14 protein-coding genes are annotated in these 13,429 nt (G+C 72.8%); 7 read left to right on the plus strand and 7 right to left on the minus strand.

Translation table 11 applies throughout. From position 1 onward, the window contains the following. Positions 1-172: 172 nt before the first annotated feature. From ACZ6R9_RS31695 to ACZ6R9_RS31705, 3 genes are all read left to right on the plus strand, one after another. The gene (locus ACZ6R9_RS31695; RefSeq protein ID WP_465542061.1) at positions 173-736 is read left to right on the plus strand and encodes a mycothiol transferase; all 564 of its coding nucleotides are present in this window, start codon (positions 173-175) and stop codon (positions 734-736) included. A gap of 94 nt (positions 737-830) precedes the next feature. Beyond that, on the plus strand, positions 831-2,087 hold the full coding sequence (locus ACZ6R9_RS31700; protein ID WP_465542063.1) for an MFS transporter: 1,257 nt from the start codon (positions 831-833) through the stop codon (positions 2,085-2,087). Between the two features lie 95 nt (positions 2,088-2,182). After that, entirely contained in the window at positions 2,183-2,452 is a 270-nt protein-coding gene (locus ACZ6R9_RS31705) for an acylphosphatase (RefSeq protein ID WP_380487557.1), read from the plus strand. Positions 2,453-2,487: 35 nt separating this feature from the next. Here ACZ6R9_RS31705 and ACZ6R9_RS31710 read toward each other — a convergent pair whose 3' ends face one another. Next, positions 2,488-2,919: a cytidine deaminase gene (locus ACZ6R9_RS31710; protein ID WP_465542065.1), complete on the minus strand. Its 432-nt coding sequence runs from the start codon at positions 2,917-2,919 to the stop codon at positions 2,488-2,490. A 125-nt stretch (positions 2,920-3,044) separates the two neighbouring features. Here ACZ6R9_RS31710 and ACZ6R9_RS31715 point away from each other — a divergent pair, with 125 nt between their 5' ends. Then, positions 3,045-3,626 carry a DinB family protein gene (locus tag ACZ6R9_RS31715; protein ID WP_465542126.1) on the plus strand — a complete coding sequence of 194 codons (582 nt, stop codon included), beginning with the start codon at positions 3,045-3,047 and terminating at the stop codon, positions 3,624-3,626. Positions 3,627-3,681: 55 nt separating this feature from the next. Here ACZ6R9_RS31715 and ACZ6R9_RS31720 read toward each other — a convergent pair whose 3' ends face one another. From ACZ6R9_RS31720 to ACZ6R9_RS31735, 4 genes are all read right to left on the minus strand, one after another. Beyond that, complete coding sequence (locus tag ACZ6R9_RS31720; RefSeq protein ID WP_380487551.1) at positions 3,682-5,073, minus strand: NAD(P)/FAD-dependent oxidoreductase; 1,392 nt, start codon at positions 5,071-5,073, stop codon at positions 3,682-3,684. Between the two features lie 80 nt (positions 5,074-5,153). Continuing rightward, positions 5,154-5,528, minus strand: a complete 375-nt coding sequence (locus tag ACZ6R9_RS31725; protein ID WP_380487549.1) for a cupin domain-containing protein — start codon at positions 5,526-5,528, stop codon at positions 5,154-5,156. Beyond that, entirely contained in the window at positions 5,525-7,021 is a 1,497-nt protein-coding gene (locus ACZ6R9_RS31730; RefSeq protein WP_380487547.1) for an APC family permease, read from the minus strand. Before ACZ6R9_RS31730 ends, ACZ6R9_RS31725 begins: the two co-directional genes overlap by 4 nt. Before the next feature lie 236 nt (positions 7,022-7,257). Then, entirely contained in the window at positions 7,258-8,643 is a 1,386-nt protein-coding gene (locus ACZ6R9_RS31735) for an extracellular catalytic domain type 1 short-chain-length polyhydroxyalkanoate depolymerase (protein WP_465542128.1), read from the minus strand. Positions 8,644-9,021: 378 nt separating this feature from the next. On the opposite strand from ACZ6R9_RS31735, the gene ACZ6R9_RS31740 reads away from it, so the two are divergent. Beyond that, positions 9,022-10,149 (plus strand): PP2C family protein-serine/threonine phosphatase, encoded by a 1,128-nt coding sequence (locus ACZ6R9_RS31740; protein ID WP_465542068.1) that lies wholly within the window; start codon positions 9,022-9,024, stop codon positions 10,147-10,149. A gap of 58 nt (positions 10,150-10,207) precedes the next feature. Further along, entirely contained in the window at positions 10,208-11,635 is a 1,428-nt protein-coding gene (locus ACZ6R9_RS31745; RefSeq protein ID WP_465542070.1) for a 2-dehydropantoate 2-reductase N-terminal domain-containing protein, read from the plus strand. A 79-nt stretch (positions 11,636-11,714) separates the two neighbouring features. On the opposite strand, the gene ACZ6R9_RS31750 is transcribed toward ACZ6R9_RS31745, so the two are convergent. Continuing rightward, positions 11,715-12,161 (minus strand): hypothetical protein, encoded by a 447-nt coding sequence (locus tag ACZ6R9_RS31750; RefSeq protein ID WP_380487541.1) that lies wholly within the window; start codon positions 12,159-12,161, stop codon positions 11,715-11,717. A 108-nt stretch (positions 12,162-12,269) separates the two neighbouring features. Here ACZ6R9_RS31750 and ACZ6R9_RS31755 point away from each other — a divergent pair, with 108 nt between their 5' ends. Beyond that, positions 12,270-12,497 carry a hypothetical protein gene (locus ACZ6R9_RS31755; protein ID WP_465542072.1) on the plus strand — a complete coding sequence of 76 codons (228 nt, stop codon included), beginning with the start codon at positions 12,270-12,272 and terminating at the stop codon, positions 12,495-12,497. Here the strand turns inward: ACZ6R9_RS31755 and ACZ6R9_RS31760 are convergent. Next, positions 12,494-13,417, minus strand: a complete 924-nt coding sequence (locus ACZ6R9_RS31760) for a GNAT family N-acetyltransferase (RefSeq protein WP_465542074.1) — start codon at positions 13,415-13,417, stop codon at positions 12,494-12,496. The genes ACZ6R9_RS31755 and ACZ6R9_RS31760 overlap by 4 nt on opposite strands. Positions 13,418-13,429 lie beyond the last annotated feature (12 nt).

Below are 13,429 nucleotides of genomic sequence, written 5' to 3' on the forward strand. Positions count from 1 at the left end.
CGAGGGGGTCGGCGGGTGCGCCGACGTCATGTCAACGTTGTCAGCGCCAACCGATCCTACCGGCCCGGGCCGTACGGCACCCCACCCTCCGCCTCGCCCGGAGCCCGGCCCGTCCGCGCGTGTGCGCGAAAACTGTTTGCCGCCGGCCGGGTGGGCCGGAATGATCCGGACGATGAGCGAAGAGCTTCCCGAGCGCTGGACGAAGGCGGGCGTCTACCCGGACATGTGGGTGGACCCGGACGACGATCCCCGCAACACGGACGGTCCGACACCGGACGGTGAACTGGCCACGTTCCAGGACTACTTGACGAACTACCGGCTGACGCTGCGGATGAAGTGCGACGGCCTGTCGCCCGAGCAGCTCGCCGCCCGTTCCGTCCCGCCGTCCACGCTGTCGCTGCTGGGGCTGCTGCGTCATCTCGCCGAGGTGGAGCGCGACTGGCGCAACTGGATCACCGAGGGCGAGCCGGCGCCCAAGCTGTACGGCGACCCGGACGGCGACTTCGAGGGCGCGCTGCCCGAACAGTCGGTGGTGGACGGCGCGTTCGCCGACCTGGCGCGCGAACAGACGGCCACCGACGCCGCGTTCGCGAGGTTCCCGGAGATGGGCGCCCGGATCGGCCGCGACCACGACGCGGTCCGCGCCCTGTGGGTGCACCGCATCGAGGAGTACGCCCGTCACTGCGGGCATGCCGACCTGCTGCGCGAGCGCGTCGACGGCCGCACCGGTCAGTAGCGCGCCGGGCCGGAAAAACCACATGCGCGGGCCCGGCCCCGGCGGTTAGCGTCGGACGTTTCCGGAAGTCGGACGCGGCATGGGGTGAAGCGGGATGAAGCAGGCCGGTGGGCTGGGTCGGGCGTTCGGGCTGCTGTGGTCGGCCTCGGCGGTGTCGACCCTCGGGGACGGGATCGTCGCGGCGGCGGCCCCGCTGCTGGTGACTTCGCTGACCAGGGATCCGGTCCTGGTCGGCCTCTCGGTGTTCGTCCAGCAGTCGCCGTGGCTGCTGCTGGCCCCGGTCAGCGGCGTGCTGGTGGACCGGGTGGACCGCCGGCGGCTGACGGTGGCGATGAACGCGGCGCGGGCCGCGCTGACGGCGGTGCTGGCGGGCGCGGTGTTCGCGGGGGTGGTCTCGCTGCCGCTGATCTACGCGGTGGGTCTGCTGCTGGGCTGCTGCGCGGCGCTGGGCGACAACGCGTCCTCCGCGCTGCTGCCCGCGCTCGTCCCGTCCGAGCAGCTGCCGCGTGCCAACTCCCGGATTTTCGGGGCCTATTCGGTGCTCAACAAGCTGTGCGGCCCGCCGCTGGGCGCGGCCCTGTTCGGGGTGGCGGCGGGCGTGCCGATGACGGTCGACGCGCTGAGTTTCGCGGGCGCGGCCGTGCTGATCTCGATGCTGCCGGCGGCGCGGCGCGCGCAGTCGTCGGCGCCGGCCGCCGCCCCGGCGCCGGTGCGCCGCCAGTTCGGCGAGGCGGTGCGCTGGCTGTGGGCGAATCCGGCGGTGCGGACGCTGACGCTGGCGCTGTGCCTGATGAACGTGACGCTGATCGCCGGGTTCTCGATCATGGTGCTGTACGCGCGTGAGCACCTGGGGCTGTCCCCGTTCGGTTACGGCCTGCTGATGGCGTCCGGCGCGGTGGGCGGCCTGCTGGGGGCGGCGGTGGCGCCGCGCCTGCAGGCCCGGTTCTCGTCCTCGGTGCTGCTGCGGGTGGGCCTGGTGCTGGAGACGCTGACGCATGTGGGCCTGGCGCTGGCGGGTTCGGCGTGGGTGGCGGGCGCGGTGCTGTGGATGTTCGGCGTGCACGGCGCGGTCTGGATGAACGTCGACCGGACGCTGGTGCAGCGCTCGGTGCCGGACGTGCTGCGCGGCCGGGTGATGAGTGTCTTCATGGCGCTGGCGGTGGGCGGTTCCGCGCTGGGCGCGCTGATCGGCGGCCCGCTCGCCCGCGCCTTCGGCCTGACCGGGCCGTTCTGGTTCTCGGCGGTGGTGATGGCGGCGCTGACGCTGTTCGCCTGGCGCCCGTTCAGCCGCAGCATCGACGACCGGGAGCCCGCCCCGGCGGCGCCGCGGCCCGTGACGGCGACCGGCTGACGGCACCCGTCCGGCCCTGCCTGCCGCCGCGCTCCGCCCCGCCTACGGTATACCTGCGGGCAGTGGCGGCGGCGAGCGGGGCGAGGTGGGTGCGGGTGATCCGGCGGCGGGTGCTGGTCTCGGGCACGGTGCAGGGCGTGTTCTTCCGCGATTCCTGCCGGCGGGCGGCGTCCCAGTCGGGCGTGGTCGGCTGGGTGCGCAACCTGCCGGACGGGCGGGTGGAGGCCGTGTTCGAGGGCGACGAGGCGCCGGTCGAGGCGATGGTGGGGTGGATGCGGCACGGCCCGTCCCGGGCGGTGGTCGAGCACGTCGAGGTGATCGAGGAGGAGCTGGAGGGCCTGCTCGTCTTCGCCATCACCGACTGACGCCATCACCGACTGACGCCATCACCGATCGACGGCTACTCCTGGTAGGGCCACACCTCGTCGGGGAACACCCGGGCGAACCAGTGCGGTTGGACCTCGCGCAGCCGCAGGGCGCGCCAGCGGGTCGGGTCCTCGGGGAGGGGGACGCCCACCTCCACGTCGGGCCCGTACGCGAACAGCCGCTCCTGGCAGACGCCGCAGGGGGCGAGCACCCAGAACCCGCTGCCGTCGTCGGCGGCGGTGACGCACACCGAGGCCACCACCTTGCGGTCGCGCTTGTACGCCTCGCAGATCGCCCCGGTCTCGTGGCACAGCCGCACCGCGTTGTTCGGCGGCTCGGGCGCGGTGCTGGTCAGCACGGTGCCGTCGTCCAGCCGCAGCGCGGCGGCGCCGGCCCACTCCTGCCCGGGGAACCGCCGGCGCGTCAACTCGATCGCGGCGTCCACGAGTTCTTGATCGATGGCCATGCCGGGAACGTTACCGGAGGGTGAAAACCCTTTGCGGGCCCGTTCGGATCGTGACCACACTCCGGCCATGACGACCACCGGCGAATCCAACACCCCCCGATCAACTCGACACCGTCAAGCGGGATCTGAAGCTCTATCTGCAGGACGCCCGGGACGCGCTGCTGTGGAAGCTGGAGGGCCTGTCCGAGTACGACGTGCGCCGCCCGGTGACGCCGTCGGGGACGAACCTGCTCGGCGTGGTGAAGCACCTGACGGGCGCGGAGGCGGTCTACTTCGGCGAGAGTTTCGGCCGCCCCTTCGACGGCGGGCCGGGCCTGTGGGTGGCGGGCGCCGCCGAGGCCAACGACGATCTGTGGGCCCGCCCGGACGAGAGCCGCGAGGCCCTGATCGCCGACTACCGCCGGGTCTGGGCGCACACGGACGCCACCATCGACGCCCTGCCGCTGGACGCCCTCGGCCGAGTCCCGTGGCCCCCGCGCCACCGTCTCACCCTGGGCCGGATCCTGCTGCACATGGTCGCCGAGACCCAGCGTCACACCGGCCAGGCCGACGTGGTGCGTGAACTCCTCGACGGCTCGACGGGGTTGCGCCCGGGCGACGCCGTCCTGCCCGAGGTCTCCCCCGACTGGTGGCCCGCCCACCACGCCCGGGTCGAGCGGGCCGCGCGTGACGCTGCCCGCGCGGCGGGCGAGAGCGTTCCCGGCTGACGGCAGAGCGCCGGCCGCCCCTCGCGAGGGGCGGCCGGTGGGGGGCGAGGTGGCGTCAGCTGTCGAAGCCGAGGCCCAGGGTGTCCATGGTCTTCAGCCACAGGTTGCGGCGGCCGCCGTTGCGGTCGGCGCGGTCCAGCGACCACTTGGTGATGCCGATGCCGGCCCAGCGCACGGGCTCGGGCGGGAACGGCAGCGGCTTGCGGCGGACCATCTCCAGCGTGGTGAGCTCGGTGTTCTTGCGGGACAGCAGGTCGAGCATCACCTCGGCGCCGAACCGGGTCGCGCCGACGCCGAGGCCGGTGAAGCCCGCCGCGAGCGCGACCTTGCCGCGGTAGGCGGTGTCGAAGAACGCGGAGAACCGGGTGCAGGTGTCGATCGCGCCGCCCCAGGCGTTGGTGAACCGCAGGCCTTCGAGCTGCGGGAAGGTCTCGAAGAAGTGCCGGGCGAGGGTCCGGTAGGTCTGCGGCCGGTGGTCGTACTCGGTGCGGACCTTGGCCCCGTAGTGGTAGATGGCGTCGTAGCCGCCCCACAGGATCCGGTTGTCGGCGGACAGCCGGTAGTAGTGGAACTGGTTGGCGCTGTCGCCGATGCCCTGCCGGCCCTGCCAGCCGATCGAGGCCAGCTGCTCGGCGTTCAGCGGCTCGGTCATCATCGCGTAGTCGTACACCGGCACGGTGTAGGGGCGGATCCGCTTGACCAGCGAGGGGAACACGTTGGTGCCGAGCGCGACCTGGCGGGCGAACACCCGGCCGTAGGGGGTGCGCACGGCCATGCCGGAGCCGGACTCGGCGATGTCGGTCGCCATGGTGTGCTCGAAGATCCGCACGCCGAGGCCCTCGCAGGCCTTCTTCAGGCCCCAGGCGAGCTTGGCGGGGTGGACCATGCCCACGCCGTCCTTGTCCCACAGCGCGCCGAGGTAGGTCGGCGAGTTGACCTGGGCGCGGACGGCGTCGGCGTCCAGCAGCTCGTAGTCGCCGTACTGCTGGGCGAGTTCGTACAGTTCGGCGAGTTCCTCGACCTGGTGCGGCTCGGTGGCGACGTCGAGTTCGCCGGTGCGCTCCCAGTCGCAGTCCATGTCGTAGGTGCGGACGGCGTCCTCGATGGACTGCAGGTTGCGGGCGCCGAGCTGTTCGAGCGCGGCGAGTTCGTCCGGCCAGCGCTCGAAGCCGTTGCCCAGGCCGTGGGTGAGGCTGGCGGCGCAGAAGCCGCCGTTGCGGCCGGAGGCGGCCCAGGCGATCTCCTGGCCCTCGATCAGGACCACGTCGCAGCCGGGGTCGCGTTCCTTGGCGATCAGCGCGGTCCACAGGCCGCTGTAGCCGCCGCCGACGACCAGCAGGTCGCAGCGGACGTCTCCGGTGAGCGCCGAGTTGGCCTGCGGACGACCGGGGTCCTCCAGCCAGAACGGGGTGGGCTTGGCGTCCCGCAGGGCGTGTACGGGGTCCATGTTCTCGGTTCCTTGCCTTGGGAGGGTCGCCGGCCCGGCCGTGGCGGCGGCCGGGCCGGCTGCTGTGCCGTTGCCGGCGGTTATCGGTCCTCGTCCCCGGCCGCCTCGGGGCCGAGGTTGATGCTGTAGACCTTGCGGAGCGTCTCGTGGACGGTCCAGGTGGTGCGGTCGCCTTCGCGCAGCACCGCGAGGTCGCCCGGGCCGACCTCCAGGACGGGTCCGTCCTGGAAGGCGATGGTGGCCCGGCCGCTGAGGACGACGAACATCTCGTCGGCCTCGGTGTCGGTGACCACGCCGGGGGTGATCTGCCAGATCCCGCGGATCTGGCGGCCGTCGGCGGACTCCCAGACCACCTTGCCGGTGACCTCGGGGGTGCCGGAGACGATCTGCTCGGGGTCGAGCGGTTCGGCCTCCAGCTCGGCGTCCGGGACGTGCAGGGCGAAGCTGTTGATCATGCCTCGACGCTATCCGTTCCGCCGCCCGCGGCGGCCTTGTCACTGTGTGCCGAGTCCCGCTGCGACCCTGACAGCCCGTAGACCTCGCCGGGCACCGTCCCGTTCGCGACGGCCCGGTCCAGCGCGGCCGACTGCCGGGCGGCCCGGCGCAGCGACAGCAGCGGGTAGAGCAGCAGCGCGGCGCCGACCACGATCAGGCAGTACTTGACGGCCTTGCCGCCCTCCTCGTTGTACTGCTCGATGGCGGCCCAGGCGCTGACCGCGGTCAGGCAGGCGGTGATCAGGCCGATGCTCCACCAGCCGCCGGGGATCTTGTAGGGGCGCTCCAGTTCGGGCTCGCGGATGCGCAGTGCGATCAGCGCGGCGACCTCCAGCAGGATGCCGATGTTGGTGAGGAAGACGTCGAAGACCACCAGGTCGCTGAAGCTGGAGAAGCAGAACAGCGCGTAGATGACGGACGATCCGATGATCGACGCCATCGGCATCCGGTAGCGCTTGCTCTCCTTGGAGACCCACGGAGGCAGGTAGCCGTCGCGCGACAGCGAGGACGGCAGCCGCGAGTAGGAGGCGAGCAGCGCGGAGAACATCGCGACCGAGGCGAACAGGCCGCCGACGGTGACGGCGTACTGGAGCCAGGGGCCGGCCAGTTCACCGGCGATGTCGGGGAGCGCGCCCTCCTCCCAGCTCTTCCACCCGTTGTCACCGTCCGCGCCGACCGCGAGCGCGGCGAGCGAGGGCAGCAGGTAGCCGACGATGATCAGCAGGACGGACCAGAACAGCGCCTTGGGCAGGTGCTTCTTCGGGTTCTCCATCTCGCCGGCCACGGTGGAGACCGAGTCCCAGCCGGAGTAGTTCCACATCACGATGAACAGGCCGGCGCCGAAGGCGTTCCAGGTGGACTGGCCCTGTTCGGCGGTCAGCGGGGTGACCGGGTTGATGCCCTCGGTCAGCAGGTGGTAGCCGCCGATCGCGGTGAGGACCAGCATCGGGGTGAGGCAGATGATCGCGAACAGCACCGAGGAGTCGCCGACCCAGCCCGCGCCCATCAGGTTCAGCAGCGTGAAGAGCACGATGACGCCGGCGCAGATCACCCAGTTCAGGTCGACCTCGATGGTGAACCAGCGCAGGCTCAGGTCGAAGAACACGTGCTTGCCGGGGGCGACGGCGCCGATCAGGCTGGACAGGTACGAGGTGAACATGACCGGGTAGAGCGCCATGTCGACGAAGCTGCACACCCAGGCCAGCACGCCCTGCTGGAAGGCCCAGAACCGGCCGAGGCCGCGCTTGACCCAGTGGTAGTAGCCGCCCTCGACGGGGATGGCGGTGCCGAGTTCGGCGCACACCAGGGCGTGCGGCACGCTGTAGATCAGCGGAGCGATCAGGATCAGCAGGATGCCCATGCCGGGCCCGGAGGTCGAGAACAGCGGCTCGATGCCGTAGGCGCCGCCGGAGACGCTGAAGAAGATCAGGGCAACCAGGGGAACCAGGCTCACGCGCTTGGGCGTTGCCCACCGGGTCTCCGGCGGGGCCACGGGGATGGCGGTCATTTTCACCTTGGCAATCGGGTGTTGGCTCGGATGTTGAGGTGCACGAGTCTGACGGCCCCGTTGACATAGGACAATCATTCAATCTGTCAGACGTCTTGTTGCCGCCCTGACACTCTGGCGGGCCCCGCCGGCACCGCCGACGAGGCCCACATCATCGCTGCTCAGAGGCCGTCAACGCGCGTTCAGGCGGGGCAGCCGGAGTCCGCGAGCACGAAGTACCCGGCCGAGGTCTCCTGCAAGGTGTGCGTCACGAACAGGTTCCACAGCCCCATGTTCTGGTTCGAGCCGTTGGCGTACGCGTACCCGCCGCTCTGATGGGCCCGGCCCGCCGAGACCTGCTGGTAGTTGGTGTCGGTGTAGCACCTGGGCGTGAACACACTCCCGGTGGTGGTCGCCGTCACGGCCGAACTCGCCGTCCCCACCGCGCCGTTGGCGTCCACCGCCGCGACCGTCCACGCGTACCCGGTGCCCGCGCTCAGGCCGGTGTCGGTGTACGTGGTGCCGGTGCCGGTGCCGACCTGGGCGCCGCCCCGGTACACGGTGTAGGACGCCGCCCCCGCCACCGCGTTCCAGCTCAGCGAGGCGGTGGTGTCGGTGGTGCCGGTGACGGTCAGCCCGCCCGGCGCGGGCAGCCGGGTACCGCCGCCGGTGCTGCCGTCCAGCCCCCAGAACAGGCCCGTCCAGTACGACGAGCAGATGGTGTTCAGGAAGTAGGCGCCACTTCGGCCGCAGTCGGCGGTGCCGCTGCCCGGGCTGACCGGCAGGCCGTGGCCCATCCCGGAGACGCTGTACAGCTGGACGGCCGGCCTGCCGGTGCTGTCGTTGTACACGCTCAGCGTGGTGCCGCCCGGCAGCGACTGGGTGGCGGAGGCGGTCTGCGGGATGCCCCACACATTGGTCCACTGGTCGCGCAGCTCGGTGGCGTTGACCGGGGCGACGGTGGTGTCCGAACTGCCGTGCCAGATCGCCACCCGCGGCCACGGCCCGGTCCAACCCGGGTTGGACGCCCGCACCTTGTCGCCCCACTGGGCGGGCGTCAGGTTCTGGCCGGAGTTCTGGCAGCCGGACGCGGCGGACTGCGTGCTCGCGCACTGCGCGGGCAGACCGGCGGCGATCGAGCCGCCCGCGAACACCTCCGGATAGTCCGCCAGCAGATCGGCGGCCATGCCCGCACCCGCCGAAAGCCCCGTCACGTACACCCGCGACGGGTCACTGCCGTACAGCGCCACCGCCTTGTCGACCATCTGCTTGACCGACAGCGCCTCGCCCTTGCCCCGGGTGTCCTTGGCACTGTCGAACCAGGAGAAGCAGGACAGCGGGTTGTTGGTCGAGTTGGTCTGCGGGAACACCACCGCGAAGCCCCAGCGGTCGGCGAGCTGTGCCCAACCGGAGTTGCCGTAGTAGTCGTTGGCGGTCTGGGTGCAGCCGTGCAGCGCCACCACCAGCGGCCTGCCGGTGGCCAGCCCGCTCGGTGTGTAGCTGTACATCGCCAGGTTGCCCGGGTTGCTGCCGAAGCCGGTGACCTGCCCGAGTCCGGCCGCCGAGGCCTGCGGCACGCCGGTCAGCATGCCGCCGGCCAGCACCGCTCCCGCCACCAGCGCTTTCGCCGCCGGCGCTTTCGTCATCAGCGCTTTCGCCCAGCGCCCGATCCGTCCTGTGCCGAAGTGTCCTGTCATGTGGGGGCTCCGCTCTCGCGAGTGTGCTCATCTGCCTCTGGACATGGGGGGTTGGCCGAGCACGTGTGGCGTGCATCATCGGCGCGCTCCGGGCGGCCGCCCATGGCCCGGCGCACCACCGGGGGCCCGAACGGCATGGTGGCGGCGGCCATTGAGCCACCATCGGCCCCGCGCAGCGCCGATCCCCCTGCCACGTTGATCATTTGGCCGGTGTCACCCGCCCGCGCCTCCCACACCTGAACGCGCCACCCGGGTACCGTTCACCGGGTCATGCCCACGATTACCGACAAACCGGATCCTTCGCGGCCCCGTCCGATCCTGACCGCCTTCACCCGCCTGTCGCCGTTCCTGCTGATCGCCGCGGCCGCCGCCGCGGACAGCGAGACCCCGGCCGGCCAGCGCTACGACCGTTTCGTGGTGGCCGCACCCGCACTCGCCGCCGCCAGTTGGGGCCCCGCCGGGACGCTGGCCATCGGCGGCCTCGCGGTACTGACCGAAATCGTGCTGGCGCTGATCCGGGACCACAGTGTCGGCGCGGCCGGCGCCTCGGTGATCGCCGCGACCGTCACCGTCACCCTGGCCGCCGCGTACACCGCCGCGCAACGGGTGCACCGCGAACGCGACCTGGCGATGGTCCGGTCGGTCGCGCAGACCGCCCAGGAGGTGGTGCTGCGCCCGCTGCCGGACCGGATCAACACCGTCGATCTCGCCCTCTACTACAAGGCCGCCGCCGAACAGGCCCAGATCGGCGGCGACTTCTACGAGGCGGTGCGGACCCCGTTCGGGGTGCGGATCATCCTCGGCGACGTCCAGGGCAAGGGTCTGCCGGCGGTCGAGCTGGCGGCAGCACTGCTCGGCTCGTTCCGCGAGGCCGCCTACGACTCCACGGACCTGCCCGCGCTGGCCAGCCGCCTGGAGACCGGCCTGAGCCGGTACGCCGAGCGGGCCTCCTCGCCGGACGCCGCCGAACGCTTCGCCACCGCCGTCCTCTTGGAGATCCCCGACGACCGCCCCGAGGCCCGCCTGCTCAACTGCGGCCACCCGCCGCCCGTCCTGATCCAGCCCGGTGGCGTGCGCCTCCTCGAACCCGAGGTGCCGCTCCCGCCACTCAACCTGTCCGGCCTGGTCGCCTCCGACTACCGCTCCGTGACCATCCCCTTCGGCCCCGGCGACCGGGTCCTGCTCTACACCGACGGCGTCTCCGAAACCCGCGACCGCCAGGGCGAGTTCTACCCCCTCCCCGACCGCCTCGCCCGCTGGACCGCCGACCCCTCCGCCACCCTCCTCCACAACCTCCGCCGCGACCTCCGCCACTACGCCGGCGGCCCGCCCGACGACGACGTGGCCGCCCTCCTCGCGGCCCGCCACACCGAACCCGCCGGGCCGCCGGAGCACTGACGGGGAAGGTGACCGGGCGGTAACCTCGGGGCCGTTGCCGTCCACGAAGGAGCCCCGGGTGTCCGAGGACCGTTCCGCCTCCCCGCTGCGGATCGCCGTGTTCGGGGCGGGCAGCATCGGCTGCCGCCTCGGCGGGGCGCTCTCGACCGTCGCCGAGGTGACGCTGATCGGACGTCCCGCCGCGATGGCCGAACTCGACCGCGCCGGCCTGACGTTGACCGGCCCGGGCACCCGCCGCCTGCACGCCCGGCCACACACCGCCGTGAACGCCTCGGCCGCCGCCGGAGCCGACTACGTCCTGGTCACCGTCAAGTCCGCGGACACCGCCGAGGCCGCCCGCCAACTCGCCCCGCACCTGGACGAGCACACCACCGTGATCAGCTTCCAGAACGGCCTGCACAACGCCCGCCTGCTCGCCGAAGCCCTCCCCGGCCACCGGGTCCTGGCCGGCATGGTCCCGTACAACGTGGTCCGCACCGGCCCGAACGCGTTCCACCAGGGCACCGACGGCCGCCTGACGCTCGCCCGCACCCCCACCACCGCACGACCCGGCACGACGCCGCCCCCGACCGCCGAACGGTTCGCCGCCACGAACCAACCCCCGGCGGCCAGCCACACACCCGCCCCCGAGCAGGCCGAACCCACAGACGAGGCCTCGGCCGCCCCCGCAACGCAGCCGCCCGCAGGACGCTCCCCCGCCCCCGCCCAACACCCCGACGCCACCGAGCAGTTCGCCACCGCAGAGCAGCCCCCGGCCCCCGCCCCCTCCCCCTCCACCGACCAGCCGCCCGCAGGACACTCCCCCACGCCCACCGAGCAGTTCGCCGTCACAAAGCAGCCCCCGGCCCCCGCCCCCTCCCCCTCCCCCTCCCCCTCCCCCTCCACCGACCAGCCGCCTGCAGGGCACTCCCCCACGCCCACCGAACACACCGACGCCGCTCAGCAGTTCGCCGCCACGGCCCTTGCCGCCGGCCTGCCGGTGGAGTTGCGTGACGACATGCCGCAGGTGCAGGCGGCGAAGTTGCTGCTCAACCTGAACAACGCGGTGAACGCGCTGTCCGGCCTGCCGCTCCGTGAGCAGCTCGGCAGTCGGCCGTACCGCCTGGTACTGGCACGGTGTCAGCGTGAGGGCCTGGCCGCGTTGCGGGCGGCGGGGCTGACGCCCGCCCGGCTCGGGCCGGTGCCGGCGCGGTGGATGCCCGCCGTGCTGGCGCTGCCGGACTCACTCTTCCGGCGGCTCGCGGCAGCGAGTTTGCGGGTGGACGCGCAGGCCCGGTCCTCGATGTGGGAGGACCTGCGGCGTGGCCGCCGCACCGAGGTCGACGAACTCCAGGGCGAGGTGCTGGCCCTCGCCGCCCGGCACGGGCTGGCCGCGCCCGCGAACCGCCGGCTGCTGGAGCTGGTCCGGGAGGCCGAGTCCGCACCGACCCCGCCGTCCTGGTCGGGGCCCGAACTGCTGGCCGCCCTCGACGCTCCGGCCCGCTGACCAACCCACCGCCGGCGGCGGCCCAGGGGGCAGAGCCCGCAGCGGCCCCGCCGTCCTGGCCGCGCTCCACGCTCCGCGCTCAGGCCCGCTGGTCGCCCGGCTGCTGCATCGTCACGTTGCTGGTGTCGACCCGGCCGATCTGCAGGGCGATGCCGTGCACGTCGGCGCTGATCTCGTTGTGGATGGTGGTCACCTCGATCCGCGGCGCGCCGGCCTGCGGGGCGATCTCGTCGAGCAGGGCGCGCAGTTCGGCGACGGCGGTCGGGTCCTCGCGCAGGACGGTGAGCAGGCGCTGCTCCCAGTCCTGGCGGACGTTCTCGCGGACTGCGGGCAGGTCGTTCTCCTCGGCGTCCAGCACCTCGGCGTAGGCGAGTTCCATCCGGGCGGCCTCCACCCGGCTCTCGCGGCCGCGGGTGAGCAACCGGCCGACCCGGTCGCGTACCTGGCCCCACAGGTCGGTGGCCACTGCCCCGACCAGTGCCGTCGCTCCCGAGGCCGCCAGTTCGGCCAGTTCGGTCCCCACCATGTCTGCTGCCACCCCTCGTCGTTCGCGTGCTGCTGCCCCTAGCCTAGTGACGCGCACCGACCGCCGTGGGCGGCTTTCCCTCCCGGACCGGAGAGCAGGCGTGCCGCCATGACCCACCCGTGGACCACCCATGGTGTCGAACTCCTCCCCGACACCGTCCGCAAGCGTTTCCGCCCGGGCGCGGACGGCGACCCGGACCGCGAGTGGCGGGCGCTCACCCTGCTCGACCGGTTCGCGCCGGGCCTGTTCACCGACCCGGCGACGGCGGCCCGCAACCCGCCCGGCACCGCCGAGCGGCAGGCCGCCCGCCTGCTGGCCCTGCTCGATGTCCCTTAGGCCAGCGTCTTCTTCAGCACCGTGGAGCTGTGCCGGACCGTCATGCCGGCCTTCAGGTAGAGGTCGAGCGCGCCGGTCGCGGAGTGCGTCCACAGGGTGCAGCTGCGCAGGCCGGCGGCTCGGCAGGCGTGGAAGGTGTGGCGCAGCAGGTGGCGGGCGATGCCGCGGTGGCGGTGGTCGGCGTGGACGGCGACGGTCTCCACGTAGCCCTCGTCGGTGTCGGGCCGGTCGAGGGCGAGGGCGGCGCCGACCAGGTGGCCGTCGGGGGTGAAGGCGAGCGGGGAGCGGTCGGCGGCGAAGGCGGGGCGGCGCACGGTGTGGGTGGCCCATTCCTCGAAGTCCTTGCGGCGTTGCTGCCATTCGTCGAAGGCGTCCTCGGTGAGGCGGTGCGCGGCGTGCTCGTCGGCCGGGTCGCCTGCTCGGAAGGGGCGGACGGTGATGCCCTCGGGTGCGGGCGGCAGGTCCTCGGGCAGGTCGTCGAGGCCGATGGCGAGCAGCCAGCTGGTGACGGCGGGGCGGAAGCCGTGGGCGTGCAGCAGTGCGGTGGCGGCGGTGTCGCGGTCGGGGACGACCTGGGCGAGTTCGGCGGTGCCGCGTTCGTGGGCGCGTTGTTCGATCCAGCGCAGCAGTGCGGTGCCGATGCCGCGGCCGCGGTGGTCGGGGTGCACGTCGGCGTCGGTGCGCCGGTCCGTCCAGGCCCAGCCGGCGAGTCGGCCGTCGCTGTCGTGCACCAGCAGGGTGTCGGCGGCGGGGTCGAGTCCGGGGCGGGCGAGCACGGTGGCGAGTGCGCCGGCGTCGGTGGTGGCGGTGCCGTCGAGGGCGCGCTCGCAGGTGTTGACGAGGGCCTGGACGGCGGGGAGGTCGGTGACCGGGTCGATCGGCCGTGCGGTGTGGCCGGGGGGCAGTTCGGCCTGCGCCATGAGGGTTCCTTC

This window comes from Kitasatospora sp. NPDC048662 (assembly GCF_055587065.1).